Annotated in this window: 20 protein-coding genes; 11 read left to right on the top strand and 9 right to left on the bottom strand. The window is 66.6% G+C overall.

Annotated features, from left to right (window positions below):
* Positions 1 to 42: 42 nt before the first annotated feature.
* The 4 genes from AC27VE_RS07420 to AC27VE_RS07405 are packed head-to-tail and all read right to left on the bottom strand — an operon-like array spanning position 43 to position 5,150.
* Positions 43 to 1,854 carry an ABC transporter ATP-binding protein gene (locus AC27VE_RS07420; protein WP_488703452.1) on the bottom strand — a complete coding sequence of 604 codons (1,812 nt, stop codon included), beginning with the start codon at positions 1,852 to 1,854 and terminating at the stop codon, positions 43 to 45.
* On the bottom strand, positions 1,851 to 3,380 hold the full coding sequence (locus tag AC27VE_RS07415; RefSeq protein WP_315134782.1) for an aldehyde dehydrogenase family protein: 1,530 nt from the start codon (positions 3,378 to 3,380) through the stop codon (positions 1,851 to 1,853). Before AC27VE_RS07415 ends, AC27VE_RS07420 begins: the two co-directional genes overlap by 4 nt.
* Positions 3,381 to 3,394: 14 nt before the next feature.
* Positions 3,395 to 4,750 carry an NAD(P)/FAD-dependent oxidoreductase gene (locus AC27VE_RS07410; RefSeq protein WP_488703451.1) on the bottom strand — a complete coding sequence of 452 codons (1,356 nt, stop codon included), beginning with the start codon at positions 4,748 to 4,750 and terminating at the stop codon, positions 3,395 to 3,397.
* A complete protein-coding gene (locus AC27VE_RS07405) occupies positions 4,737 to 5,150 on the bottom strand; it encodes a Rid family hydrolase (RefSeq protein WP_488703450.1) in 414 nt (137 codons plus the stop codon). The genes AC27VE_RS07410 and AC27VE_RS07405 overlap by 14 nt, the downstream gene beginning before the upstream one ends.
* 347 nt (positions 5,151 to 5,497) lie before the next feature.
* Between AC27VE_RS07405 and AC27VE_RS07400 the strand changes: the two genes are divergently transcribed.
* From AC27VE_RS07400 to AC27VE_RS07370, 7 genes are all read left to right on the top strand, one after another.
* Entirely contained in the window at positions 5,498 to 6,625 is a 1,128-nt protein-coding gene (locus AC27VE_RS07400; protein WP_488703449.1) for an NAD(P)/FAD-dependent oxidoreductase, read from the top strand.
* A gap of 47 nt (positions 6,626 to 6,672) precedes the next feature.
* A complete protein-coding gene (locus tag AC27VE_RS07395) occupies positions 6,673 to 8,316 on the top strand; it encodes a peptide ABC transporter substrate-binding protein (RefSeq protein WP_427957397.1) in 1,644 nt (547 codons plus the stop codon).
* Positions 8,317 to 8,333: 17 nt separating this feature from the next.
* Positions 8,334 to 9,284, top strand: a complete 951-nt coding sequence (locus AC27VE_RS07390) for an ABC transporter permease (protein ID WP_088589915.1) — start codon at positions 8,334 to 8,336, stop codon at positions 9,282 to 9,284.
* Between the two features lie 2 nt (positions 9,285 to 9,286).
* Positions 9,287 to 10,183: an ABC transporter permease gene (locus tag AC27VE_RS07385; protein ID WP_427957399.1), complete on the top strand. Its 897-nt coding sequence runs from the start codon at positions 9,287 to 9,289 to the stop codon at positions 10,181 to 10,183.
* A gap of 73 nt (positions 10,184 to 10,256) precedes the next feature.
* Entirely contained in the window at positions 10,257 to 11,153 is an 897-nt protein-coding gene (locus AC27VE_RS07380; RefSeq protein ID WP_315134764.1) for a LysR substrate-binding domain-containing protein, read from the top strand.
* A 210-nt stretch (positions 11,154 to 11,363) separates the two neighbouring features.
* Positions 11,364 to 13,448, top strand: coding sequence for a putative bifunctional diguanylate cyclase/phosphodiesterase (locus tag AC27VE_RS07375; protein WP_488703448.1), 2,085 nt, complete (start codon positions 11,364 to 11,366; stop codon positions 13,446 to 13,448).
* Positions 13,449 to 13,653: 205 nt separating this feature from the next.
* A complete protein-coding gene (locus AC27VE_RS07370) occupies positions 13,654 to 13,866 on the top strand; it encodes a DUF1059 domain-containing protein (RefSeq protein ID WP_006226768.1) in 213 nt (70 codons plus the stop codon).
* A gap of 11 nt (positions 13,867 to 13,877) precedes the next feature.
* Here the strand turns inward: AC27VE_RS07370 and AC27VE_RS07365 are convergent, their stop codons facing one another.
* The 3 genes from AC27VE_RS07365 to ocd form a co-directional block, all read right to left on the bottom strand.
* Entirely contained in the window at positions 13,878 to 15,758 is a 1,881-nt protein-coding gene (locus AC27VE_RS07365; RefSeq protein WP_488703447.1) for a hypothetical protein, read from the bottom strand.
* Between the two features lie 36 nt (positions 15,759 to 15,794).
* Positions 15,795 to 17,285 carry an EAL domain-containing protein gene (locus tag AC27VE_RS07360; RefSeq protein WP_488703446.1) on the bottom strand — a complete coding sequence of 497 codons (1,491 nt, stop codon included), beginning with the start codon at positions 17,283 to 17,285 and terminating at the stop codon, positions 15,795 to 15,797.
* A gap of 175 nt (positions 17,286 to 17,460) precedes the next feature.
* A complete protein-coding gene (gene ocd, locus AC27VE_RS07355; protein ID WP_088589675.1) occupies positions 17,461 to 18,513 on the bottom strand; it encodes an ornithine cyclodeaminase in 1,053 nt (350 codons plus the stop codon).
* Between the two features lie 124 nt (positions 18,514 to 18,637).
* Here ocd and AC27VE_RS07350 point away from each other — a divergent pair, with 124 nt between their 5' ends.
* From AC27VE_RS07350 to AC27VE_RS07340, 3 genes are all read left to right on the top strand, one after another.
* Positions 18,638 to 19,063, top strand: a complete 426-nt coding sequence (locus AC27VE_RS07350; protein ID WP_006226764.1) for an Lrp/AsnC family transcriptional regulator — start codon at positions 18,638 to 18,640, stop codon at positions 19,061 to 19,063.
* 289 nt (positions 19,064 to 19,352) lie between these two features.
* Complete coding sequence (hydA, locus tag AC27VE_RS07345) at positions 19,353 to 20,822, top strand: dihydropyrimidinase (RefSeq protein ID WP_488703445.1); 1,470 nt, start codon at positions 19,353 to 19,355, stop codon at positions 20,820 to 20,822.
* 84 nt (positions 20,823 to 20,906) lie between these two features.
* Complete coding sequence (locus tag AC27VE_RS07340; protein WP_006226762.1) at positions 20,907 to 21,839, top strand: N-carbamoyl-D-amino-acid hydrolase; 933 nt, start codon at positions 20,907 to 20,909, stop codon at positions 21,837 to 21,839.
* Here the strand turns inward: AC27VE_RS07340 and AC27VE_RS07335 are convergent.
* Positions 21,836 to 22,792, bottom strand: a complete 957-nt coding sequence (locus AC27VE_RS07335) for a LysR family transcriptional regulator (RefSeq protein WP_006226760.1) — start codon at positions 22,790 to 22,792, stop codon at positions 21,836 to 21,838. The two genes, AC27VE_RS07340 and AC27VE_RS07335, sit on opposite strands and share 4 nt — an antisense overlap.
* Positions 22,793 to 22,870: 78 nt before the next feature.
* On the opposite strand from AC27VE_RS07335, the gene AC27VE_RS07330 reads away from it, so the two are divergent.
* Entirely contained in the window at positions 22,871 to 23,527 is a 657-nt protein-coding gene (locus AC27VE_RS07330; protein ID WP_488703444.1) for an aspartate/glutamate racemase family protein, read from the top strand.
* 81 nt (positions 23,528 to 23,608) lie between these two features.
* On the opposite strand, the gene AC27VE_RS07325 is transcribed toward AC27VE_RS07330, so the two are convergent.
* Positions 23,609 to 25,369 carry an ABC transporter ATP-binding protein gene (locus AC27VE_RS07325; protein ID WP_088589679.1) on the bottom strand — a complete coding sequence of 587 codons (1,761 nt, stop codon included), beginning with the start codon at positions 25,367 to 25,369 and terminating at the stop codon, positions 23,609 to 23,611.
* Positions 25,370 to 25,373 lie beyond the last annotated feature (4 nt).

Here is a 25,373-nt window from a genome sequence, read left to right as displayed (position 1 = left end):
TTCGAATTCATAGGGTGGGAGACACGCGTACGCTGTGCGGCGTCAGTCGTCCCGCATCACAAAATGTCCTGGCGCGACCTCTTGGTAGCGCCGTTGGGGCGGCGTATAGCCGGGCGGGCGCAGCGTGTGCCGGATCTCGTCCTGGGCAAGGTTGCGCGGCGCCCGCGGCGCGCCCGGGTCAGCCACCGGGACGGCCTCCAGCAGGCGCCGGGTATAGGGGTGCCGGGGGTCGTAGAGCACGGCGGCACGCGAGCCGATCTCGACGATTTCGCCCATGTACATCACCGCCACGCGATGGCTGACGCGTTCCACCACGGCCATGTCGTGCGAGATGAACAGATACGCCAGCCCCATGTCCTGCTGCAGCTTCAGCATCAGGTTGATGACCTGCGCCTTGATGGATACGTCTAGCGCGGACACGGCTTCGTCGGCCACCAGCAGCGACGGGCCCAGCGCCAGGCTGCGCGCAATGCAGATGCGCTGGCGCTGCCCGCCAGAGAACTCCTGCGGATACCGGTTGCCCGCGGCGCTGTCCAGCCCCACGCAGGCCAGCAATTCGGCCACGCGGGCGCGCAGGGCCTCGCCCTTGCAGACCTTGTTCACGATCAAGGGGCTGGCCACGGCCGCCGCGACGGTCTTGCGCGGGTTCAGGCTGGAGAACGGGTCCTGGAACACCATCTGCACATGGCGCGCCATGGCACCGCGGTCCCGGCCGCTGGCGGCATGGATATCCTGCCCGTTGACCCGCACATGGCCTGACGTTGGCGTCAGCAGGTTCATGATGCTGCGGCCGATCGTGGACTTGCCGCAGCCAGACTCGCCAACCAGCGCGAGGGTTTCGCCGGGCTGCACGCTGAACGACACGTTCTCTACCGCATGCACCATCCCGCGATCCCGCGCCAGGAAACCCGACCCCATGCGGTAGCGCATCGTCAGCCCCTGCACTTCCAGCGCAGGCGGGGCGTCCGCACGGACGGTGTCGGCGGCTTCGGCCGCCGGTGCCCTGGCGCCGGTTTGCCGGTCGATGGCCGGGAACGGCAGCGGCCGCGCCACGGTCTTCATGGCGCCCAGGCGCGGCACCGCGGCCAGCAGGGCCCGCGTATAGGGTTCAGCGGGCGCCTCGAAAATGCGGGCAGTCTCGCCCCATTCGATCTGCTCTCCGCCGCACATCACCACCATCCGGTCGGCGACTTCCGCCACCACGCCCATGTCATGCGTGATGAACAGCACCGACATGCCGTCTTCCTGCTGCAGCTCGCGGATCAACGCCAGGATCTGCGCCTGGATGGTGACGTCCAGCGCCGTGGTCGGCTCATCGGCGATCAGCAGCCGGGGCCGGCACGCCAGCGCCATGGCGATCATGACGCGCTGGCGCATGCCTCCCGACAGGTGAAACGGATAATCCTTCAAGCGCGTCGCTGCCGCCGGGATGCGCACCTTCTCCAGCAGACGCAGCGCCTCGGCCTGGGCCGCGGCCCAGTCCAGGCCGCGGTGCAGCATCAGCGATTCGGCTACCTGGAATCCGATCGTGCGCACCGGGTTCAGGCTGGTCATCGGCTCCTGGAAGATCATGGCGATATCCGCGCCGCGGATCTTGCGCATCTCGCTTTCGGGCAGGGCCAACAGGTCACGGCCGTCCAGCAGCACGCTGCCCGACAGCTGCGTGTCGCGCGGGTTGAGCAGGCGCATGATGGACATGGCCGTGACGCTTTTGCCCGACCCGGACTCCCCCACGACGGCCAGCGTCTCGCGCGGCGCGACCTCGAAGTCCAGCCCGTTGACGACCGTCTTCCAGCCGTCCGGCACCCGGAAGCGGGTGTGCAGGCCGGCGACGCGAAGCACGGGCGCGTTCACGCGTTCAGCCCCATCGCGGACAGGCGCAGCCAGATGGTCTTGATCTGCTGGTATTGCGCCATGGCCTCCAAGCCCTTGTCGCGGGCGAGCGAACCCGAACGGCGGTAGCCGCCGAAAGGGGTCTTGATGTCGCCTTCCGTGAACCCGTTGACCGCGACCGTGCCGCACTCCAGGCGGCGCGCGAAGTACATGGCGCGATCCAGATCGCGGGTGTAGACGGTGGCATGCAGGCCGTAGTCGGTGCCATTGGCGATCTGCAGCGCCTGGTCCATGCTGTCCACGGGCAATACGCCCAGCACCGGTCCGAAGATCTCTTCGCGCGCGATGGTCATCTCGGGACGCAGGTCAGCGAAGACCGTGGGGCCAAGGTAATGGCCCCGGCCGACCGGTGCGCCGCCGGCGTCCAGCACGCGGCGCGCGCCTTCCTCGACGCCCTTGGCCACATAGGACAGCACGCGGTTGCGCTGGCCCGCGGAAATCAGCGGCCCCATATCGGTTGCCGGATTCAGGGGATCGCCGATCACGATCTGCTTGGTGCGGGCAATGATCTTCTCCACGTAGGCGTCCTGCCGCGACCGCGCCACCAGTTGGCGCATGTTGGCCGAGCAGTTCTGGCCGCCGTTCCAGAACGCGGCCATCACGGCATTGTCGATCAGATCTTCGGTCAGGTCCGCGTCATCGAGCACGATGAAGGGACTTTTTCCGCCCATCTCCAGGCCGACGGTCTTCAGGTTGCTGGACCCCGCGTATTGCAGGAACAGCCGGCCCACGTCCGTGGACCCGGTGAACGACACGGAATCGATGTCGGGATGCTGGCCGATCAGCCGCCCCGTCGTCTCGCCCGGCCCGGTCAGCACGTTCAGCACGCCCGCCGGTATCCCGGCTTCGATCGCCAGCGCGGCCAGCGACAACGCGGTCAGCGAGGTCTCTTCGGCCGGTTTGACGATGACGGAGCAACCGCTGGCCAGCGCCGGCGCCAGCTTCCACGTGGCCATCAGCAGGGGGAAGTTCCAGGGCAGCACGGCCGCCACGACGCCGATGGGTTCGCGCACGACCATCGCGCAGTCTTCCTGGCCGGTCGGCGCTACGTGGCCGTAGCTCTTGTCGACCAGTTCGCCGTACCACTGGAAGATGGCCGGGACTTCCTGCGTGATCTCGCGCAGGCAATCGCGGATGGGCTTGCCGCTTTCCAGGCTCTCCATGACCGCCAGCCTGACCCCGTCGCGCCGGATCAGCGCCGCCAGCTTCAGCAGCGCTTCCTTGCGCTTTTCGGGCGCGCAGCGCGACCAGGCGCCGCTGCGGAACGACCATCGGGCGGCCGCGACCGCGCGGTCCACGTCCTTCTGGCCGCAATGCGCCAACGTGCTCAGCACGGCGCCGGTGGCGGGGTTGCTGGTCTCGATCAGGGCCCCGTTGTCGGACGCCGACCAGTCGCCGTCGATGAAAGCGCGGTCGGGTAGTCGCAAGCCGGCGGCGACGCGCAGCAGTTCTGCATGGCTGGGGTTGGGCAGGGCGGTATCGGACATCATTGCTCCGGGTATCAGATGGCCGCGTAGGGGCGCGAGTACGCCCCCCGCAGGTAACGGTCGGCCGAGAACGGCGCCAGGTCGGTCTTGGGTTCGGCGCCGCGGGCCAGGGCGGCAAGCGTGCTTCCCACGGCGGGGCCCAGCCCAAAGCCGTGCCCGGAGAAGCCCGTGGCGATGATCAGGCCGCGAGCGGGCCAGGCCGCATCGATCACCGGCAAGGCGTCCGGCATCACATCGATGTTTCCTGCCCAGGACTTCACGATCTCGACGGGCGGCATGCCCGCGAACAGGTCCGCGAATCGCTTGCGGTTGTCGCGCACGCGATGCGTGTTAGGCGCAATGTCCGGATCGCGGGGCTTGATCGCCCAATCCGACTTCGGCACCGACAGCCGGGTATGCAGGTCATTGATGAAGGGTTTGCCCAGGCGGAACGAAAAACCCTTGCGGTTGCGGACCACTTCGCGCACGAAATACCGCGACGCGCGCAGGGAATCCAGCGTCAGATCGATGTCCGTACCGGCATCGGTGGCGATGATGCAGGAACCATCGGGACGCTGGCGCAGGCCCAGTCCGTAGCCGACAAAACAAGGCAGGCCCATGGGAGGCAGGGGCGCGGTCAGCGATACCGTGCTGCGCACGACCTTTTGCGGCAATTGCACATCCAGGCCCTGCAACAGGCGGAAGGTTTGCGCGCCGGCCGCGCAGATGACGATGGGCGCGCGTACCGGGCCGTGCTCGGTCTGCACGCCGCGAATGCTGCCGCCCGCGACGTCCAGCGCGCTGACGCCGCAATCCTCCAGCAGCACCGCGCCGGCGCCGACGGCCGCACGGGCGAACGCCAAGGTCGCCAGCGTGGGTTCGGCCTGCCCGTCCGATTCAGCGATGATGCCGCCTTCCGTGCGCGGCGACACCAGCGGAAACCTGGCCGCCACCTCGTCGGCGCTCAGCATCCGCGTGTCGCGGACGCGGCCGCCTGCCTCGGCCAGCCATGCCTGGTAGGACCGGCGCTCGGCCTCGTCCGCACACAGGAACAGGCAACCGCTGCGCCGCCAGCCTGTCTCGTGGCCCAGCTCTGCCCGCAGTCCGGGCCACAGCGACAGGGCCTGGGCAGCCAAGGCAAGCTCAGCGGGATCGCGGTACAGCGAGCGCACGAACCCCCAATTGCGTCCCGACTGCTGCGAGGCGATCCGGTTTTTTTCCAGCAGCACCACTTTCAAGTTGGCGCGGGACAGATACCAGGCGGCGCTGCAGCCCATGATGCCGCCGCCGATGATGACGACGTCGGCGCTCGCGGGCAGCGGCTCGGTCCTGTCCAGCAGGCGCGACACCGCGTCCGCCGGCGCATGGCGCAACAGGTTAAGCGGCGGCATCGACGATGGCGTCCATATCGATCTCGACCCGAATGGCGGGATCGAACAAGCCCGCCTGCACGGTCGTGCACGCGGGATCCACCCCGCGGAACGCTTCCGCGTACACATCCATGACGGCGTCGTAGTCTTCGGGCCGGGCGATATAGATGCGCACCCGAACCACATCGCGCAGCGACGCGCCCGCCTGCTGGAACGCCGACTGGGCGTTGCGGAAGATCTGCTCGGTCTGCGCGCGGGCGCCGTCGGCCAGCACGTCGGCGACATAGTCGTAGCCCGTCGTCCCGGACAGGCGGACGTGGCCATTCAGCGCGACGGCGCGCGCATAGCTGTAAGTGCGTTCATACTCGCTACCCGAGTAGATGGCTTGCCGGCCGCCGCGTTGGCGCGTGTTGTCGTTCATGTCGGTTTTCATCCAGGAGTGCTTCATTGGCAAGCAGGATCGCGCAAAAGGCGCGGCCCCGTCGATGTCAAAAAATCGAGGGCTGGATGCAATTAATAGAACGACCGATGGCGAGAGGTCGGGTGCGTCACAAGGAATGCCTCGCGGCCGATCATGGTTTTCCCGTAGCGCTTTTGCCGGCGCCAAGGCGAACTCCGACCCGGTGCAGATTATTGCGGTTTCGATTCCATTTATTCGACTCGACACTGCCGAACGCGTTGGGATTCAATCGGGTCATTCCGGGAACAGCCCGGCGCCGCGTCACAGAACCGGCGGCCTTCCAGATGACAGGGGAACACAGGATGCACGTGGATATTGCAATCGTCGGCGGCGGAATTTCAGGCGCGGCGGCCGCCTACTTTCTTTCCCAGGCCGGAAAAGTGGCGCTGATCGAACAAGAACCGCATTTCGGATTCCATAGCTCGGGCCGCACGGCGGGCCAGTTCACCGTCGGCATTTCCGCCGACCAGATGCGCGCCATGGCTGCGGCCAGCCGGGCGTTCTTCCAGGCGCCGCCGGCGGGTTTCGCCGAACTGCCCCTGATCGAGCAGCGCGGCAGCCTGACGCTCGGCCGCCATAGCCAGAAGGCCGTGCTGGACAAGCTGCACGAACGCATCGGGCAAGCGGGCGGCGCCGCCGAATGGGTGGATCGCGAACAGGCCATGGCCCTGTTCCCCGCGCTGCTGGCCGACAAATTCGACCTGGGCGTCCACGAGACCGACGCCCAGGACATCGACGTCAACACCTTGCTTCAGGCCTACCTCAAGGGCGCCAAGCGAAACGGCGCGGTGCTGGCGACGAATACGCCAGTGCTGGCCATCGAACGGCAGGAAGGCAAATGGCGCATCCGCACCCAGGACGAGGACTACACCGCCAGCGTGATGGTCAACGCCTCGGGCGGCTGGGCCGACGCCGTCGCCCACATGGCGGGCGTGGCGCCCATCGGCATCACGCCGTACAAGCGCACCGCCTTCACCTTCCCGCTGCTGCCAGGCGCCGAAGGCGCCCGCTGGCCGCATGTGTGCAATGCGGATTACCAGTGGTACGTGAAACCGGAACATGGTTGCTTCATGGGTTCGCCCGCCGATGCGCAGCCGGTTGCGCCCGGCGAGGTCTATCCGGACGAGCTGGACGTGGCCCAGGGCATCTACAACATCGAACAGGAAACGACGTTGCGTGTTCCGCGGCCCATTAGTGTCTGGGCCGGCGTGCGCAGCTACGTGCGTGACCGCAATCCGGTCTGCGGCGCGCGCAGCGACAGCCCCGATTTCATCTGGTACGCGGCACTGGGCGGTTGCGGCGTGCTGACCTCGCCCGCGATGGGGCAGGCCGTGGCGGCATTGGCCCAGCGCAAGGCGCTGCCCGATGCGTTGCGCGCGCAGGGCTTGACGCCCGAGGCCTTGTCGCCGGACCGCGCCACGCTCAGATCCGCCTGATTGCCGCAACGAACAAGCAAGCAAACCATAACGGGGAAACGGACGCCATGATCCACCATAAGCTCTCCAAACGGGATTTCCTGAAACTGTCGGCCACCGCCGGCACGCTGCTGGTCGCGCCAGCGTGGGCGCAACCGGCGCCGACGCCGCCTGCCGCCCCGCGCGGCCAGGTGATCGCCGGCATTTCGCAGGAACCCACGGTATTCAACCCGCTGATGCCGGGCAGCGAAGTCGACCAGGGCGTCTGGTGGCAACTGTTCAGCACCCTGTGGTTCATCGACGCGCAGGGCAATACCGTAGCGGACCTGGCGCGCGAGGTGCCGTCGGTCGCCAATGGCGGGCTGTCGGCGGACGGCCTGACCTGGAAGGTGAAGCTGAAGACGAACGCCACGTGGCACGACGGCAAGCCGTTCACGGCGCGCGACGTCAAGTACACGCTGGAACTGATCAACAACCCGGCGTTCCGGGCCCGTAACCGCGTGGGCCATGCGCTGGTGCGCGATATCACCGTGGTGGCGGACGACGAGATCCACTGGCGCATGGAAAGCAGCTTCACGCCCTACATGTCGGTGCTGTCCCAGACCTTCATGGTCCCCGAGCACCTGCTTGCCACGGCCGCCGACCCCAACACCGCGCCCTACAACCAGGCCCCGGTCGGGACCGGCCCCTTCCGCTGGGGCGCCCGCCGCGCCGGCGACCACATCCAGCTGGAACGCAACCCGGCCTACCACGGCCAGGGCCCCTATCTGCTGCGCGTCATCTTCAAGTACATCCCCGACCAGACCATGCTGTACACGCAGTTCCGCAGCGGTCAGATCGATTACCTGGGGCTGTCGGGCATCCAGCCCAGTTTCGAGCAGGAAGCCGCCAAGCTGCGCGGTGCGCGCATCATGCCGGTGCCCACCCCCTTCATCGAACACGTGGCGCTGAACCTGGGTTTCGCCCCCTTCGCAGACAAGTCCGTGCGCGAAGCGTTGTATCTGGGCATGAACAAGGAAGCCCGCATCAAGGCCATCTATCAGGGCCGTCCGCTACCGACCGAGTCTTATGTCCCCAAAGGCCATTGGGCGTACAACGATGCGCTGCCGGCGCACCGGTATGACCCGCAGGCCGCGCGCGCCCTGCTGGACGCGGCGGGTTGGGTGCCGGGCAGCGACGGCATACGCGTGAAGAACGGCCAGCGCCTGGCGTTCTCCAATTCCACGACGGCGGGCGCGCAAGCGCGCGAGCAGTCCCAGCAGCTGTTGATGCAGGACTGGCGGCAGATTGGGGTGGAGATGACCATCGAGAACATGCCGGCGGCCGTCATCTGGGGCAATTTCTGGCAGAAGTCGCAATACCAGTCGGTGATGGTGGCCTCCAACTTCCTCCAGGGCAGCGACCCCGACGTGACCGCGCGCTTTTCCAGCGCGTCGATTCCCGCCAAGGGCGGCAGCGGCCTGAATACCTACCAGTACCAGAACCCCGAAATGGATCAGCTTCTGGTGCAGGGCACCCGGGAATTCAACCTGGATGAGCGCAAGCGCATCTATCATCGGATCCAGGAAATCGTCCGAACCGACCTGGTGCTATTGCCCGTGTCCCAGACCGTCATCATCGAAGCCGTGAAGGAAAAGCTCGTCGGCTACGAAAACAACATCAACAGCTCGTCCAACTGCTGGAACATGCGCAGTTGGTATTGGGCAAGCTGACGGGCCGGAGCCTCCTGATGACCCAGTATCTGCTCAAGCGCGGCGGCCAGTCCCTGGTGCTGCTGTTGCTGGTTTCCCTGATCGGATTCGGCATCCTCTACCTGTCGCCGGGCGGCCCGCTGTCCCAGCTGGCGCAATCGTCGAACATGGCGCAAGAGGATATCGACCGCCTGACCCGCAGCATGGGCCTGGACCGCCCGTTCCTTATCCAATACGGAGACTGGCTGCTGCGCATGGTGCGCGGCGACTGGGGCGCATCCTACCGTGACGGCATCGGCGTGCTGGCCACCATCGGTTCGCATATCGGGGCGACCTTGTCGCTGATGGCCGTGTCCACCGTCATCGCCGCGCTGCTGGGCGGCATGATCGGCATCTGGGGCGCGGTCCGCCGGCATTCGCTGATGGACGCGCTGTCATCGGTGGGCGCGATGATCGCGCTGTCCATCCCGACCTTCTGGTTCGGGCTGATGGCGATCTACCTGTTCTCCATCAAGCTGGGCTGGCTGCCCGCGGGCAACCAGCAGACATTCGGCGACGGCTCGTTCCTGGACCTGGCGCATCACATGATCGCGCCGGTCATGGTGCTGGCGCTGGTCGAGACCGCGGTGTGGGCGCGCTTCATGCGGTCGTCCATGATCGAGACCCTGGAGCAGGACTACATCCGCACCGCGCGCGCCAAGGGCGCGGGCGGACGCGCCATCATCCTGTCGCATGCGCTGCGCAATGCGCTGCTGCCCATGATCACCCTCGTGGGCCTGCAGTTCCCGACCTTGCTGGGCGGCGCGCTGATCACCGAGACGGTCTTCAGCTGGCCCGGCATGGGCCGCTTGTTCTTCGATTCGCTGGAGTACCGCGACTACCCCGTAGTCATGGGCATTCTGATGCTGTCCGCCATCATGGTGATGCTGGGCTCGCTGTTGGCCGATGTGCTGTACGCCATCGCCGATCCTCGTATTCGGATGGACTGAGCATGATGAAAGCCCCTGGAATCTCCGATCCGTCCACGGCCGCCGGTCCGTACTGTCCGCCCGGCCCGCTGCGTGCCGGCTGGCGCCGCCTGACCCGCAACAAGCTGGCGACCGCCGGTGTCGTGACCATCGCGCTGATGGTGCTTCTGTGCTTTGCGGGGCCGCTGGTCTTGCGCCTGGACGCCAGCTATATCGACGTACTGAACCGTTTTGCGCCCCCGCTGACCGGCGGCCACCTGCTGGGCACGGACGAACTGGGCCGCGACGTGCTGGCCCGTCTGATGGCCGGCGGGCGGATATCGCTGACGATCGGTTTCGCAGCGATGCTGATATCGGTAGTGATCGGCACCATCGTGGGCATGATCGCCGGCTACCGGCGCGGCTTCGTGGGCGCCCTGCTGATGCGCTTCGTCGACGCCATGCTGGCGTTCCCGACCATCTTCCTGATCCTGGCCCTGGCCATGCTGGTCAAGCCGGGCATCGTGTCGACCACCATCCTGATCTCGGCCACCTGCTGGATGGAAGTCGCGCGCCTGGTCGAAGGCCAGTACCGGTCGCTGCGCAACACCGAATATGTCGCAGCGGCGCGGACGGCCGGCGCCTCCGGGCTGCGCATCATGGTCGTCGAACTGCTGCCCAACGCCATGGGGCCCATCATCATCGTCGCCACGCTGAACGTGGCCCGCGCCATCCTGCTTGAATCCTATGTCAGCTACCTGGGCTACGGCATCCAGCCGCCGGTGGCCAGCCTGGGCAATATGCTGAACAACGCGCAGATCTACCTGACGTCTGCGCCGTGGCTGGCCATCGTGCCCGGCGTCGCCATTGCGCTGACCGTGACCAGCGTGAATTTCATCGGCGAAGGGCTGCGCAATATACTCGAGCCGCGCAGCCAGTGAATGATCCCGCCGGCGCGCCCGCCGGTGCCCCTTGATCCGAGCCGAGCCTAACCCCAACGCCCTGGAGAACGGGATGCAACGACGCCTGCCCTCGCTGAACGCGCTACGCTGCTTTGAAGTCGTAGCGGCCCACACCAGCGTCAAGAAGGCCGCGCAGATCCTGAACGTCAGCGAAAGCGCGGTCAGCCGCCAGGTCCGCATCCTGGAGGAGCAACTGGGGCAGACGCTGTTCCTGCGCACCCACAGCGGCCTGGAGATCACCGAGGCCGGGCGCAAGCTGGCCACGACCGTCAAGGAAGCGTTCGACCATATCGCCAATGCTCTCGACCCCACGCACACCGACCAGGACATCGTCACGCTGCGGGTGATTCCCACCTTCGCGCTGCGTTGGCTTTTCCCCCGGCTGCGGCGCTTCCATGAGCAATATCCCATGATCAAGGTCGTGGTCCGCACGCGGCTCAACGACATGACGGCCGACGAGACCGACTCCGACCTGGGCATCCGCTACGCGCTGGGCAATTTTTCGCACGAAGACGCCACCGAGCTCTACGCCGAGTGGATCGTCCCGGTGTGCGCACCGGGCCATATCGATGCAGCCGACCCCGAACGCGGCCTGCGCGAGTCCACGCTGCTGCACCCCTTGCCGGACCATCAGGACTGGATCACGTGGTCAGAGAAGACCGGCATCGAACTCTTCACCCGGGGCGGCCTGGATTTCGACGCGCTGGACATGGCCTTGAGCGCCGCCGAGGCCGGCCTGGGCGTGGCCATCGCGGACGTCGTGCTGGCCGATCAGGCCATCCAGGATGGCCGGGTCGTCGTCCCGCTGCGCCGGGCAGTGCCTACCGGCGTGTCGTATTACCTGGTGCGCCGTCCTGCTCTGCGCCACCGCCGGCAGGTCAAGCTGGTGGAAGACTGGATCGTCAGCGAACTGGTGGAATCCAAGGCGATCATCGCGTCCTACGCCTAGCCTGAAGGCGGTGCAAATCGGGGCGGCGGCGGGCTCCGCAGTGCAACGAAATGAGTTTCTGCGACAACATTCGCAAGATTCGCGTTTTTTGCGCTAACGCGTTAAATATTGCGGTCCATCCGACGTAAAGCCGTATATCCCCAGTCTTTTCGCGGGACCGCCCTCGCGCGCTTACAAGCATGCGACGGACACGCCTGCCCGCCACATCCAATGATCATCGACAACTCCGACGTCATGTACCGGCACCTTGTGCAGGGTGTCGTCGACTATGCCATTTATATGCTTCATCCGGATGGCACGGTCGCCAACTGGAATGCCGGCGCGCAGCGCGCCAAGGGCTACTCGCAGGAAGAAATCGTAGGCCGGCACTTCTCGTGCTTCTACACGCCCGGCGACCAGGAAGCAGGGCTGCCGCAACAGGGGCTGGCCCGCGCCCGCGAACAGGGTCGCTTCGAAGCCGAGGGATGGCGCGTGCGCAAGGACGGCACGCTGTTCTGGGCGCACGTGGTGATCGACGCGATCCATGACGACCAGGGCGCCCTGATCGGCTTCGCGAAAGTCACGCGCGACAACACCGAGCGGCGCGAACGCGAACAGCAGGTGCTGCGCGCCAAGGAACTGGCCGAACACTACAACACCGAACTGACCTCGCTATCGAGCTTCCTGGACGCCGTGGTGTCGCACATCCCGTCTTGCGTGCTGGTGCAGGACGCCGTGTCGCGCACCATCCTGCTGGCCAACCGGCAGGCCGAAGCGACCTTCGGCGCCGACCGCGCCGCCATGATCGGCAAGACCGCGCAGCAATGCCTGCCGGCGGCCGTCTGCGAATTCTTCGACCGCCTGACCAACGAGGCGCTGCGCTCGGACGGCGCCCTGCGCGAAGCGGAAGAGGAACTGGCCACGGCGCGCGGCACGCGCACCTTGCGCACCAAGACCCTGGTTTTCCACAGCAACGATCCGCGGTCGCGCTACGTGCTGCTGATCTCGGATGACGTCACGGACGAAAACGCTGCCCATGCGCAGGTGCGCTACATGGCGCATCACGACACCCTGACCGGCATGCCCAACCGGCGGCTGTTCCGCGAACAGTTGCTCAAGGCGCTGAACAGCCGCAGCGCCGACCGAACGGCGGCGGTGCTGTGCCTGGACCTGGATAACTTCAAGAGCGTGAACGACACGCTGGGCCACCCGTACGGCGACGAACTGCTGCGCCTGCTGGCCAAGCGCCTGCCCAAAAGCCTGCGCGAGCAGGACACGCTGGCCCGGCTGGGCGGCGATGAATTCGCCATCGTGCTGCCCAATATCGGCCAACAGGAAGACGTACGCAGGATGGCGGAACGCCTGCTCGAAACCGTGCGCCAACCCTTCGAGATCGACGGCCATACCGTGCCCATCAGCGTCAGCATCGGCATCGCGCTGGCGGATACGCCTGACTGCTCGGCCGACCATCTGCTGCGCTACGCCGACATGGCCCTGTACGAGGCCAAGCGCAACGGCCGCAATTGCCTGGCCTTCTTCAAGCCGGAAATGGAGACTGCGGCGCTCAAGCGCCATGAAGTCGAGATGGACCTGCGCCAGGCCATCATGGGGCAGCAGCTGCAACTGCACTACCAGCCCATCATGGATGTCAGCCACGTGCGCGTGGTGGGCCGCGAGGCCCTGATGCGCTGGCAGCATCCGGTCAAGGGCCTGATCATGCCCAACGACTTCATCCCCATTGCCGAAGAGACCGGGCTGATCCATGAACTGGGCGCCTTCACCTTGCACGAAGCATGCGCGGAGGCCAAGCGCTGGGACGACCACGAGACCGTAGCCGTCAACCTGTCGGCCAGCCAGTTCACCAACAGCGCGCTGGTGTCGCTGGTGGAATCCGCCTTGTCCAAGTCGGGGCTGCCGGCGCGCCGGCTGGAGCTGGAGATCACGGAATCGGTGCTGCTGGCAAACTCGGCCGCCAACCTGAATACGCTGAACCAGTTGAAAGCGCTGGGCGTGAAAGTGGCGCTGGACGATTTCGGCACCGGCTATTCCTCGCTGGGCTATCTGCGCTCGTTCGAATTCGACAAGATCAAGATCGACAAGTCATTCACGCAAGACGTCGAATCCAGCAAGGAAGCGCTTGCCATCATCCGCGCCATCAACGGCATCGGGCGCAGCCTGGACATTCCCACCACCGCCGAAGGGGTGGAGACCGCGGCGCAGCTGGACCGCCTGACCGAAGAAGGGTGCTCGCACTTCCAAGGCTATCTGCTGGGGCGGCCGGTGTCGCACGAGACGCCTGCAGACGGCGCCGAATAGCCACCATCAATAGCCGCCTTCCACAGACGCTTTCAAACAGGGGCCGACCCCGCATTCCAGGCCCCGTTCCTGCCCGCGCAGACCTATACTTTCTGCATCATCGGGTGCGCTGCGACGCGCCACCGGACCCGATGCCTTCCGCCCCGCGCGTCGAAGGTTCCATCACGCCAGCCGCCCCCGAAGCGCGCGGCGCAGGGAGAACGCCATGACCCGTAAATACATCGATTGCCGCGAATACCCGAGCGAGATGAATTGCTCGGTGGCGTTGGCGGCGGACACTGACGACGAACTGCTGGAAGCCGCCGTGCAGCACGCCACCACGGTGCACAAGCACACGGACTCGCCGGAGCTGCGCACGCAGCTCAAGGGCATGTTCCATGACGGCTCGCCGCCGGCGGAGGCGCCGCCTCGGGCGTGAGGACGCAGCCGCTACCAGGCCAGCGTCTGCGCGAATTGCGCTGCGCCCGAAGCCGCCCCATTGGCCGGCAACGGGGCGCGCAGGATGGTCCGGCTGTTGCCGCGGTCCACCACCCAGAACACCATCTGGGCGGGCGGCGCGGCGGCCGGGCCACCCAGGTCGATCGTGCGGCCGTCGTCCGGCTTGGCCTCGACCCGGAATGTCCACTTGCGCCCTTGCGGTTCGCCGTTCATGCCCGCCTGCGCAACGGGAGAAAACGCCGCCGTCTCCAGGTCCAGAACGCGCAGCCCCAGCTTGTCTGCGATGAATGACCGCATGGATGCCTCGAGCGTTTCGTCCGGCAGCGCGGCGTTCTGGTCCACCGCCAGACCCAGCTGTTCGCCGGTCTTCAGATTGCGGTAGTAGAAGCGATTCGGGTCGATGGGCTCCAGGCGGAAATCGCCCAAGCGCAGCGGCAACGACATGCCGGATTCGGCATTACGCAGCGCCGCGCCGTCCGCCGGCATCGACCAGGCCGGCCCGAGGCTGCCCACCCAATCCACGAACTGCCGGCTCAACGCCACCGCGTCCTGCGTGCGGCCCTGGCGGTAGGCGATGTCGGCCGCGACATCCAGCGCGGTCTGGTACAGCGTTTCGTCGTGATACGCCTTGCCGGCGTGCGCCCAGGCGGCCAACGCCACATCCAGATCGCGGCGCGCGGTCGCCAGGTCATCGCGCCCGTAGGCCGCGCGGCCAGTCACGGTGTTCAACCGGGCGATCTCCAGCGGGAACGCCGCATCCGGCAGCGCGGCCTGTGCAAGCTTGGCCGCTTGGGGCCAGTCGCGCGCCATCGACCAATAGGACTCGATCTCGCGGCTTTGTTCGGCCATGGGCTTGTCGCGGAACAGGCGCACATCGCGATCCCACGCCATGGCGTCGAACAACGCGCGCAACTGCGCGACGGCCTCAGCCTGCTTGTCCTTCGCGAACGACGCCCGCACCTCCACTTGCCAGTCGCCACGCACCGCGATCCACTGCGCTTCGACGCCGACGCCGCGCGGATACTCTGCCTGCTGCGCGCGCTTGGCGGCGATCGCGTCCTTGAATGGCAGATTCGGCAACGCGGGTTCCACGTCCGGCGCGGGCGTCTGGTCGCCGTCCGGCGTCTCCATCCGTTTGGCCAGGGCCTCGCGCCGCGCTGGCGCGTCCTTGGCGCGCAGGTCTTCGCGATAGGCGATCCACACGCGGGCGGTTACCGCGCGCCCGTCATCCAGCGTCTGCACGTAGTCCAGTTGCGCGCGCTCGCCGCGCTGGTCCGCCGGCTTGAAACTGACCAGCGCCCAGCGGCCTACGGTCAGGGGCAGTCTCATGCCGGCCAGCGCATAGTCCAGCCGGTGCGCGTCGGCCTCGCGCGTCCACTGCCCGGGGTAGGCGTTGCCTTGCGCATAGACCCTTTCCTGCAAGCGCGCCACATCGGTGGCTTCGCCCGCTGCCGCGCCCTCGCGGATGGCCATGACCAGCAACTGCGAGATCGCATCCTGGCTGGCGTCGCGTTTGTCGAAGAGGGCAATCTGCGCTTCGGCGGCGCGGCGCGCCTCGGCATAGCGCTGCTGCCGGTGCAGCAGGCTGACCACGGTGGCGACCGCGTCGAATTCTTCGTAGCTGTTCGCGTTCGCCCGGGCGGCCTCCAGTGCGTGGCCTGCCGCGACATCGGCGGCGGGCCAGTCCTTTTCCGCCATCAGGCGGTGCGCTTCCTGCATGTGGTGCAGAAACGGCGAGGGGGTTTCGGGGGAGGTTTCGGCAGGGGCTTCGGCTGCGGCGGCGGGCGTGGCCGCGACGCCCGTGGCGGGCCATAAGGCGGCCGTGGCAGACAGCAACGAAACAGCCAGCAAGGTACGGGTCAGTGGCTTCATTGCGCCAGTATACGGGGCCGGATTAGCACCCCGCTGTCACGCCAGGGGGATGTCTTCCGCCCGCACCGCCCGCCCCAGCAGCCATCCCTGGCCCACGGCCGCGGGTTGGCGCGACGTCAGGTATTGCGCCTGGTCTTCGGTTTCGATGCCTTCGACGATCAGCCCCACGCCCAGCGCGCGCGAGATATCGATGACGTGGTCGATGATGAGCGTGCCCGCCGGTTCCGCGCCGATGGCCTGCGTGAAGCGGCGGTCCAGCTTGATGGTGTCGGCCTGCATTTCAGCCAGGTAGTTCAGGTTGGAATTACCCGTGCCGAAATCGTCGATCAGGATCCGGAACCCCTGGGTGCGCAACGTGCGGATGATGCCGCGCACGTGGCCGTCCGACAGCGGCGAGCCTTCGGTGATCTCCAGCGCCACGCGCGGCGGCGCAATGCCCTGCTCGTTCACCGTGCGCAGCAGGAAGTCGGGGTAGGCATCGTCCTGAAGATCTTCCGCCGACACGTTGATGCTGACGTAGAAGCCGGTGGCGTCGCGTAGCCGGCCCGCCAGATCGTGCAGGGCGATCTGCGTCACCACGCGGGACAATTCGCGGCCCAGCCCCATCTCTTCGGCCAGCGGCACGAACAGCGCCGGCGGCACCGCCGACCCGTCGCGCCCGCGCCAGCGCGCCAGGGCCTCGACACCGACCAGGCGGCGCGTGGACAGCTCCCGCAGCGGCTGGTAGCGGACCTGCACGCCGCCGCGGCGGATGGCTTTGCGCAACGCGGCCCGCTCGCTCTTGGATTGCTGGTGCCACAGCACGCACAGGCCCGCCAGCAGGCCTCCCACGAGCGCGCCCGTGCCTGCCAGGATCAGCGCCGGCAGCGTGAACCAGTCATGCGAGCTGACGCGCGACACTGCGCAGATGTCGGGCGCCGTGGCCGGGGCGCATTCCGCCACCAGGCGTTCGGCCCGCAGATTGTTCTCGGAAGGGCTGGCGCCCTCGTAAAACACCAGGCCGTCCGTGCGGCCGAAACGGCGGAAGACGTGCGCGCCATCGCGGGTTACCAGTTGGGAATCGATGCCTGAACCAGGTTCGGGAAACCCGTCGAAGGCCCCCGGCGCGGTGAACACCACCACGTCGTTGCGCGCCGCCATGTCGCCGATAATCCGGCGATCGATGATGTTGGCCGCCCCCACCCACAAGGTGGTGCCATGGCGCGTCGTGAAGGAGGCCGGCGGCAGGGGGTGCGGAAACGCCAGCACGCCCCAGGCCGCGGAACACACCAGCATGCCGTCGCGCAGGCGGCCGATGTCCCGCAGGAACGTGGCGTTGAACAACAGCACCCGCAACGTGGCGACGTCGGATTCCGAGCACAGGTCGGTGCTGTGCGTGGCGGCCTGGATCAAACGCTGGCTTTCCTGCGACACGCGCACGGCTTGCGCCAGCAAGCGGCTGTTGTGCCGGGAAAGCCTGTCGTCGACCTGGTTGACTTCGATCAGCCGACCCGCCGCCAGTCCCGCCAGGAGACCCAGCGTCGACATCGACAGGACTACAGCCGCAATTCGGAAACGTGACATCGGGGGCAAGAGGCTGGCTGCGCCTGCCGAGGAGGGGTCGGCGCGTAAGGCAATGTAACCGCAACCCTGCCTTCCGCCCAAAAGAAAAAACGCCCATCCTTCAGAATGGGCGTCTTTTTTTGGCGAAAACCGCGCGAGCCTATCCCTGCACCAGGGCGGACTGGCCGCTACGGGCCGTGCGCACCACGTTGAACAGGTTCTTGGGGTCCTGCAATTGCGGCGCCACTTCGATGCGGGTGCCGACGCCGTGCCGGGCCGCGCTGTCGCGCAACCAACGCAGGGCCGAGAAATCTTCCAGCGCGAAACCGACCGAGTCGAAGATGGTCACTTCCGCGGCGCTTTGGCGGCCGCCGTTCTGGCCCGTCAGGACGCGCCACAGTTCCGTTACGGCGAAATCGGCCGGCATCTGCTGCAGGTCGCCTTCGATCCGCGTCTGCGGCTCGTATTCCACGAAGACCGGGCCCATGCGCAACACGTCAGCATGCAATTCCGTCTTGCCCGGACAGTCGCCGCCCAGCGCATTGATGTGCATACCCGGCTCGACCATGTCGGCGGTCAGGATGGTGGCGTAGGCCTTGTCGGCCGTGACCGTGGTGACGATGTCCACGCCCTTGACGGCCTGGGCCGTGCTTTCGAAACGCACGATCCGCAAGGACGGGGCCACGGTGGCCAAATTGCTTTCCAGCTTGCGGGTGGCGTCGGGGTCCACGTCATAGACGTGCAGCGTGTCGATGCCCAGCACGTAGTGGAAGGCCAGCGCCTGGAATTCGGCTTGGGCGCCGTTGCCGATCAGCGCCATGGTGCGCGAATCCGGCCGGGCCAGGGCGCGCGCGGCCAGGGCAGAGGTCACGGCGGTGCGCAGGGCGGTGGTCAGGGTCAGTTCGCTGATCAGCAGCGGTTCGCCCGTGCTGACTTGCGCCAGGGCGCCGAAAGCCATCACGGTAGACAGGCCGGCCTGCGGGTTGTCGGGGTGGCCGTTCACGAACTTGAAGCTGTAGAGCTCGTTGTCGGCGGTGGGCATCAGTTCGATGACGCCGGTGGCGGAATGGCTGGCTACGCGTGCGCACTTGTCGAATTCCTGCCATCGCAGAAAGTCGGCCAGCACATAGTCCAGCAGGTCGGTAAAGACCTTGCGCGGGCCTTCCAAGGCCACGATATTGGCTACGTCCGAAGTCGTCAGCAGTGTCGTCAAAATTTTCTCCCCGAGTTATGGAACAGAAATTCTGGCGGACGGCCAAACCAATTCATAGTGACAACATTCAACACGAAACGCTAAGATTCTGGCATTACGACAGTCACAATTAGCATTTTTCACAATGGATACGCTAGATCAGAGCTTGCTGGGCCTGTTGCGCGCCAATGCCCGCTTGTCTGTCGCCACGCTGGCGAAGAAGCTGGATGTCTCGCGCGGCACCATCGACAACCGCATCCGCAAGCTGGAAGAGCGGGGCATCATCGTCGGCTACACCGTGCGGCTGCGCCCCGAAGTCGAAACCGAAGACATCGTGGCCTGGATGAGCATCGCCGTCGAAGGCCATGAAACCCGCAAGATCGTGAACCTGCTGATGGGCGAACCCAGCGTGGCCGGCCTGCACGACACCAACGGCCGCTGGGACCTGCTGGCCGAATTGCGCGTGCCCACCATCGAACAGCTGTCCGAAGTGCTGGACCGGCTGCGCACGCTCAAGGGCATCTCGGCCACCGAAACCAGCATCCACTTGAAGACGTTCAAAGCGTTCTGAGGCGCTTGCCGTCTGGGGCGCCCGCGCCGCAAAGCGCGGGGAAACCCGATATAAAAGTTTGCATAGCGTCCATGATCCAGCGTTATGCGTGGGGCCCAGCGCCGATGCCGACGCCCCCTGAATCCTCAATCCAATCAGTGTCTTAGCGGAAATTCCCGTGCGTACCGCCGCCTGCCGCGGCGCGCCGTCGCGCGGTATCGGATTTCCGCCGGCGCATGCATGCTTGCACCTTCAGCCGCGCCCGCCGTCAGGCGCCTTGCGGCAAGCAACCCTTGCGTCCAGACACCCCATGACCGACTTCGACCTGACTCTGCACAACGGCCGCATCGTCACCGCGGATGCCGATTTCATTGGCGACATCGGCATCGTCGACGGCGTCATCGCCGCCATCTCGACCCGGCTTCCCGCTGGCAAGCGCGCCATCGATGCGACCGGCCGGCTGGTGATGCCCGGCGGCATCGACAGCCATTGCCACGTCGAACAACTCTCCAGCATGGGCGTGCTGTGCGCCGACGACTGGTACAGCGCGTCCGTATCTGCGGCCCATGGCGGCAACACCACCATCGTGCCGTTCGCCGCGCAGCACCGCGGGCAATCGCTGCGCCAGGTGGCGGACGAGTACGCTGCCTCCGCCGCGGCGAAATCGGTCATCGACTTCAGCTATCACCTGATCATCTCGGACCCCACGCCGCAGACGCTGAACCACGACTTGCCCGAGCTGATCCGCGCCGGCATCACGTCGTTCAAGGTCTTCATGACCTACGACAAGCTCAAGCTGGACGACAAGCAGCTGCTGGACGTGTTTGCGATCGCCGCGCGCGAGGGCGCATTGCCCATGGTGCACGCCGAAAACAACGACGTGATCAGCTGGATCGCGCGCCATCTGCTGGCCGCCGGCCACACCGCGCCGAAATACCACGCCGTCAGCCACGACCCCATCGCCGAAAACGAAGCCACGCAGCGCGCCATCAGCCTGGCGTCCGTGCTGGAGGTGCCGGTGCTGATCGTGCACGTGTCCACGCAGGGCGGCGCACAGGCCATCCACGCCGCGCAGACGCTGGGCGCGCCCGTCTATGGCGAGACCTGCCCGCACTACCTGTTGCTCACGGCCGAAGACATCGACATTCCCGGCGTTGAAGGCGCCAAGTTCTGCTGCAGCCCGCCGCCGCGCGACCCGGTGTCGCAACAGGCCCTGTGGCAGAGCCTGGACAGCGGCACGCTGGCGCTGCTGTCGTCCGACCACGCACCGTACCGCTACGACGAATCCGGCAAGCTGCCCGCGGGCGACGCCACCACGTTCAAGCAGATCGCCAATGGCCTGCCCGGCCTGGAAGTGCGCATGCCGCTGCTGTTCTCGGAAGGCGTGCGCAGCGGCCGCCTGACGCTGCAGCAATTCGTGGCGCTGACGTCCACCAACCACGCCCGCATGTACGGCCTGTACCCGAAGAAGGGCACGATTTCCGTGGGCGCGGACGCCGACATCGCCATCTGGGACCCCGAACGCGTCGTGACGCTGTCGGCCGCCACGCTGCACGACAACGTCGGCTACACGCCCTACGAAGGCCGCCAGGTCACGGGTTGGCCCACCACGGTAGTGAGCCGCGGCGAGGTCATCGTCGACGAGGGCACGCTGCAAGCTGCTCGCGGCCGCGGCCGTTTCATCGCCCGCGGCCTGCCCGCCCCGCTGCAGAAGACGCGCGAGATCTCGCCGCGCGCCGCCTTGCTGCGCAAGATTTTCCCGAACGTGATCGAGCCGTGACCCCGCGGCGCCTTGCACTTGAACCCCGTTCGATAAGAACACCTGGAGATTGATATCGTGAGCAACGCAACCCCCTCCCGCAAAATGGGCCTGGCGGTCGCCCAGATGGGCGCCGTAAACCTGGCCGACACCCGCGCGGTAGTCGTGCGCCGCCTGGTCGAGATGATGCGCGAGGCCGCCGCCCGCAAGGCGGAATTCGTCGTGTTCCCGGAACTGGCGCTGACGACGTTCTTCCCGCGCTACTGGATGGAAGACGCGGAAGCCGTCGACCGCTACTTCGAAAAGACCATGCCGAACGCCGACGTGCAGCCGCTGTTCGACACGGCGCGCGAACTGGGCATCGGCTTCTACCTGGGATACGCCGAACTGACGCCGGAAGGCCGCCAGTTCAACACGGCCATCCTGGTGGACCGCAGCGCCAAGATCATCGGCAAATACCGCAAGATCCACCTGCCCGGCCACTCGGACCACAAGGTCGACGCGCCGTTCCAGCATCTGGAGAAGAAGTTCTTCGAAGTGGGCGACCTGGGCTTCGGCGTGTGGGACACCAACGACGTCAAGATCGGCATGTGCCTGTGCAACGACCGCCGCTGGCCCGAGACGTATCGCGTGATGTCGCTGCAAAGCGCCGAACTGATCGTGCTGGGCTACAACACGCCGTCCCTGAACATCCACTGGGACGAGCCCGCGCACTGGCGCACGACCACGCACGAGATCGTGCTGCAAGCCAGCGCCTACCAGAACGCGGTGTGGGTCGGCGCCGCCGCCAAGTGCGGCCATGAAGACGGCCACCACATGATCGGCAGCTCGATGATCGTGGCGCCGTCCGGCGAGATCGTGGCGCGTTCCAGCGGCGAAGAAGACGAAGTGATCACCGCGAAGATCGACCTGGGCATGGGCCAGACCTTCCGCGACCACGTCTTCAACTTCGCCAAGCACCGCAGCCCGCACCACTACAAGCTGATCACCGAACGCACCGGCGCCGGCGAACCGCTGCCCGTGCCGGAAGTGGTCTAAGCCCGGCTGATGATTGCCTGCGTCATCGCAGGCAATTCTTTCTTCACGATCTGGGAAAACTGGGTCAGGAACGCCTTGGCGATGGATGGCGGAGGTTCGATCCGGGAATGGGACACGTGCACCGACAACGAAATCGCTGGCTCGATACGACGCACCACGATGCCGTGCATCAGCGCATCCGTCAGGCCGTACGAGTCCACCAGGGCCACACCGACGCCCTGGCGCACGAACGAGCAGGCCGTCTGGGACGAACGCACCTCGATGGCCGGGGCGACCGCCTGCCCCAGAGGCTCCAGGTAGTTGAACAGGGTTTCGCCCAGCGGCGTGTCGCGCCCATAGCCCACCAGCATCTCGCCGGCCAGCATCGCCGGTTCGATGACCCTCTCGCGCGCCAGTCGGTGGCCGGCGGGCAGCACGCAAACGATCTCGCCTTGCGCGAGCTCGCTGGTGATCAGGTTGGGGTGTTCGGGCTTGAACGTGGAAATCGCGATGTCCGCGTGTCCCAGCAGCAACTGCGGCAGCAGCGCATCCATGCCCAGCGGCCGGTAGCGGATGCGCACGCCGGGGTTGCGGGCGCAGAACTTCGCCGTGGCCGCCGGGATCAGCCATTCGCCGAAGCTGGGACTGGACACCACGCTGACCAGGCCGCCACCATGGCCCGCCAGGCCAGCCGCCATATCGTTCAGCCGGTTGACGCCCGCCTGAATGGATTCCACTTCCTGGAAAAGTTTGCGCGCTTCCTTGGTGGGATGCAGGCGGCCCTTGAACCGTTCAAACAGCGCATAGCCCAAGCGCAGTTCTATGGACGCCAGCACCCGGCTGATGGCGGGCTGCGTCACATGCAGCAGCCGCCCGGCGGCGCTGAGCGAACCCGTGATCATGATGGCGTGAAACACCTCGATCTGCCGCAGGTTCAACGGGCCAGACCGGACCTTCCCGGGTAATTCCGACATGCTGCTTTTCTTTCCTCTTGACCTGGGCGCTGCGCGCACTGCGCGTGTCCGCCTCTTTTGCAGGGATTCTACTCAATCGTGCCCAACGCCCGCATCACCCTCGTAAACCCGAACTCGCTGACCAAGGTCACGGACGCCATCGCCCGCGCGGTCGCGCCGTTCGAGCGCCTGCCGCTGACGTTCCGCTGCCTCACCTCCACCGGCGGGCCGGCCGGCATCCAGACCCAGGCCGAAGCCGACGCCAGCATCGCGCCGATGGCGCAGCTGTTCCTGCAGGAAGCGGCCGAGACCGACGCCTTCATCGTGGCGTGCTTCAGCGACCCCGGGCTGCATGGCCTGCGCGACCTGGTGGCGGCGCCCGTGCTGGGCATCGGTGAGTGCTCGGTGCTGACGGCCATGAGCATGGCGACCCGCATTGGCGTGATCGCCATCGCGGGCGCATCCGTCCCGCGCCACCTGCGCTACTTCCGCCAGATGGGCGTGGCCGACCGCATTTGCGCGGAACTGGCGCTGGATATGAAAGTCAGCGACCTGGCCGACGCCGACCTGGCGTTTGCGCGCATGGCGACCGTCGGCAAGACCTTGCGCGACGCCCACGGCGCCGAGGTGCTGATCATGGGATGCGCCGGCATGGCCGACCTGCGCGACCGGCTGGAAGACGCTTGCGGGCTGCCGGTAGTGGAACCGACGCAGGCCGCCGTGGCGATGGCGGCGGGGCGGCTGTTCAGTCGGTAGAAGACGGACGGATCTTCCGTAGGAGGGGTGCAGCGCGCAGGGCGTCGGGCAAAAACCCCGCCGCCCAACGCGCGTGACCCATCATGCCGCCTGTTGCACGAAATGCCCCGCGCCAACCTGCACCAATTGCGGCACCTGCGGGTTGTCGCCCACCTTGCGGATGGGGCTGGGGATGTCGCGCGCGGCGCGCACGGTGCGCTGATGACGGCGTGCCGGGTCGGGGATCGGCACCGCAGACAACAGGCGCTGCGTGTACGGATGGCGCGGCCGATGCAGCACTTCCTGCGTGGGCCCGATCTCGACGATCTGCCCCATCACCATCACGGCCACGCGATGGCTGACCTTCTCCACCACCGCCATGTCGTGCGAAATGAAGAGGTACGACAAGCCCATCTCGGCCTGCAGTTCCTTCATCAGTTCGATCACGCGCGCCTGCACCGACACGTCCAGCGCGGACACGGGCTCGTCCGCCACGATGATCTTGGGGTTCACCGACAGCGCGCGCGCGATGCACAGGCGCTGGCGCTGCCCGCCCGAGAACTGGTGCGCATAGCGGTCCAGGAATTCGCGCGGCAGGTTGACGCGCTCGAGCAGTTGCGCGGCGCGTTCACGGCGCTGTTCGCGCGTGAACCCGCCGTGAACCTTGAGCGGTTCGCTGACCAGGTCCCACGCGTGCAGGCGCGGGTTCAGTGACGCGTACGGATCCTGGAAGATCATCTGGATGTGCCGCCGCATGTCGCGCATCTTGTCGGGCGACATGTGCGTGACGTCCTGGCCCACCAGCCGGATCGCGCCCTCCGTGGGCTGCACGAGTTTCATCAGGAGACGGCCCGTCGTCGACTTGCCCGAGCCGGATTCCCCCACCAGCGCCAGCGTTTCGCCGGCGCGCAGGGTGAAGGACACGCCTTCGACCGCATGCACATTGGCCACCACCTTGCCGAACGCGCCCGCCTTCACGGGGAAACGCTTGGCCAGGCCCGTCACTTCCAGCACATTGGGCCGATCCTGCACCACGGCCTCGTCGGGCGAACCATCGCCCAGTTTGGGCACTGCCGCCAGCAGGTCGCGCGTGTAGGGTTGCTGCGGGGCGTCAAAGAGCGCCACGGTGGCGTTCTCTTCGACCTTGTCGCCATGGCGCATCACCACCACGCGGTCGGCAATCTCGGCCACCACGCCCATGTCGTGCGTGATGAACAGCACGGCCATGCCGACTTCGCGCTGCAGGTCCCGGATCAGATCGATGATCTCGGCCTGGACGGTGACGTCCAGCGCGGTCGTGGGCTCATCGGCGATCAGCAGTTGCGGGCGGCACGCCAGGGCCATGGCGATCATCACGCGCTGGCGCATGCCGCCGGACAAATCGCCAGGGTATTGCGTCATGCGGCGGTGGGGTTCCGACATCTTCACGGCCACCAGCATGGCCTCGGCCTTCGTCCAGGCCTCCTCGCGCGAGATGTCCTGGTGCAGCAGATAGACTTCGGCCAATTGCTCGCCCACTGTCATCACCGGGTTCAGCGACGTCATGGGCTCCTGGAAGATCATCGAGATCTCGTTGCCGCGGATGCGGCGCAGATCTGACTCGGGCAGCTTGAAGAGATCCACTTCCCGGCCGTCGCGCGGCACGAAGCGGGCGGCACCCGTGGCGATGCGGCCGCCGGCACGTTCGATCAGGCGCAGGATGGACAGCGCCGTCACCGATTTGCCCGAGCCCGATTCGCCCACCAGCGCCACCGTTTCACCGCGGCCAATGGTGAAGTCCAGCGACTTCACCGCGCGGTACGGTTTGGCGCGGGCGCCGAACTCCACGCTCAGGCCTTCAACCGCCAGTAGTGTCTCGTTCATCAAG

Source organism: Achromobacter sp. 18P8.1.1 (assembly GCF_057799415.1).
The sequence above is the reverse complement of the archived record's forward strand: the minus strand, read 5'-3'. Positions and strand labels throughout refer to the sequence as shown.

Coding starts and splice junctions, on each gene's coding strand:
- AC27VE_RS07415 (WP_315134782.1), bottom strand. CDS start 3,380: ATGTCCGATACCGCCCTGCCCAACCCCAGCCATGCAGAACTGCTGCGC.
- AC27VE_RS07410 (WP_488703451.1), bottom strand. CDS start 4,750: ATGCCGCCGCTTAACCTGTTGCGCCATGCGCCGGCGGACGCGGTGTCG.
- AC27VE_RS07405 (WP_488703450.1), bottom strand. CDS start 5,150: ATGAACGACAACACGCGCCAACGCGGCGGCCGGCAAGCCATCTACTCG.
- AC27VE_RS07395 (WP_427957397.1), top strand. CDS start 6,673: ATGATCCACCATAAGCTCTCCAAACGGGATTTCCTGAAACTGTCGGCC.
- AC27VE_RS07390 (WP_088589915.1), top strand. CDS start 8,334: ATGACCCAGTATCTGCTCAAGCGCGGCGGCCAGTCCCTGGTGCTGCTG.
- AC27VE_RS07385 (WP_427957399.1), top strand. CDS start 9,287: ATGATGAAAGCCCCTGGAATCTCCGATCCGTCCACGGCCGCCGGTCCG.
- AC27VE_RS07380 (WP_315134764.1), top strand. CDS start 10,257: ATGCAACGACGCCTGCCCTCGCTGAACGCGCTACGCTGCTTTGAAGTC.
- AC27VE_RS07375 (WP_488703448.1), top strand. CDS start 11,364: ATGATCATCGACAACTCCGACGTCATGTACCGGCACCTTGTGCAGGGT.
- AC27VE_RS07370 (WP_006226768.1), top strand. CDS start 13,654: ATGACCCGTAAATACATCGATTGCCGCGAATACCCGAGCGAGATGAAT.
- AC27VE_RS07365 (WP_488703447.1), bottom strand. CDS start 15,758: ATGAAGCCACTGACCCGTACCTTGCTGGCTGTTTCGTTGCTGTCTGCC.
- AC27VE_RS07360 (WP_488703446.1), bottom strand. CDS start 17,285: ATGTCGACGCTGGGTCTCCTGGCGGGACTGGCGGCGGGTCGGCTGATC.
- AC27VE_RS07350 (WP_006226764.1), top strand. CDS start 18,638: ATGGATACGCTAGATCAGAGCTTGCTGGGCCTGTTGCGCGCCAATGCC.
- hydA (WP_488703445.1), top strand. CDS start 19,353: ATGACCGACTTCGACCTGACTCTGCACAACGGCCGCATCGTCACCGCG.
- AC27VE_RS07340 (WP_006226762.1), top strand. CDS start 20,907: ATGGGCCTGGCGGTCGCCCAGATGGGCGCCGTAAACCTGGCCGACACC.
- AC27VE_RS07335 (WP_006226760.1), bottom strand. CDS start 22,792: ATGTCGGAATTACCCGGGAAGGTCCGGTCTGGCCCGTTGAACCTGCGG.
- AC27VE_RS07325 (WP_088589679.1), bottom strand. CDS start 25,369: ATGAACGAGACACTACTGGCGGTTGAAGGCCTGAGCGTGGAGTTCGGC.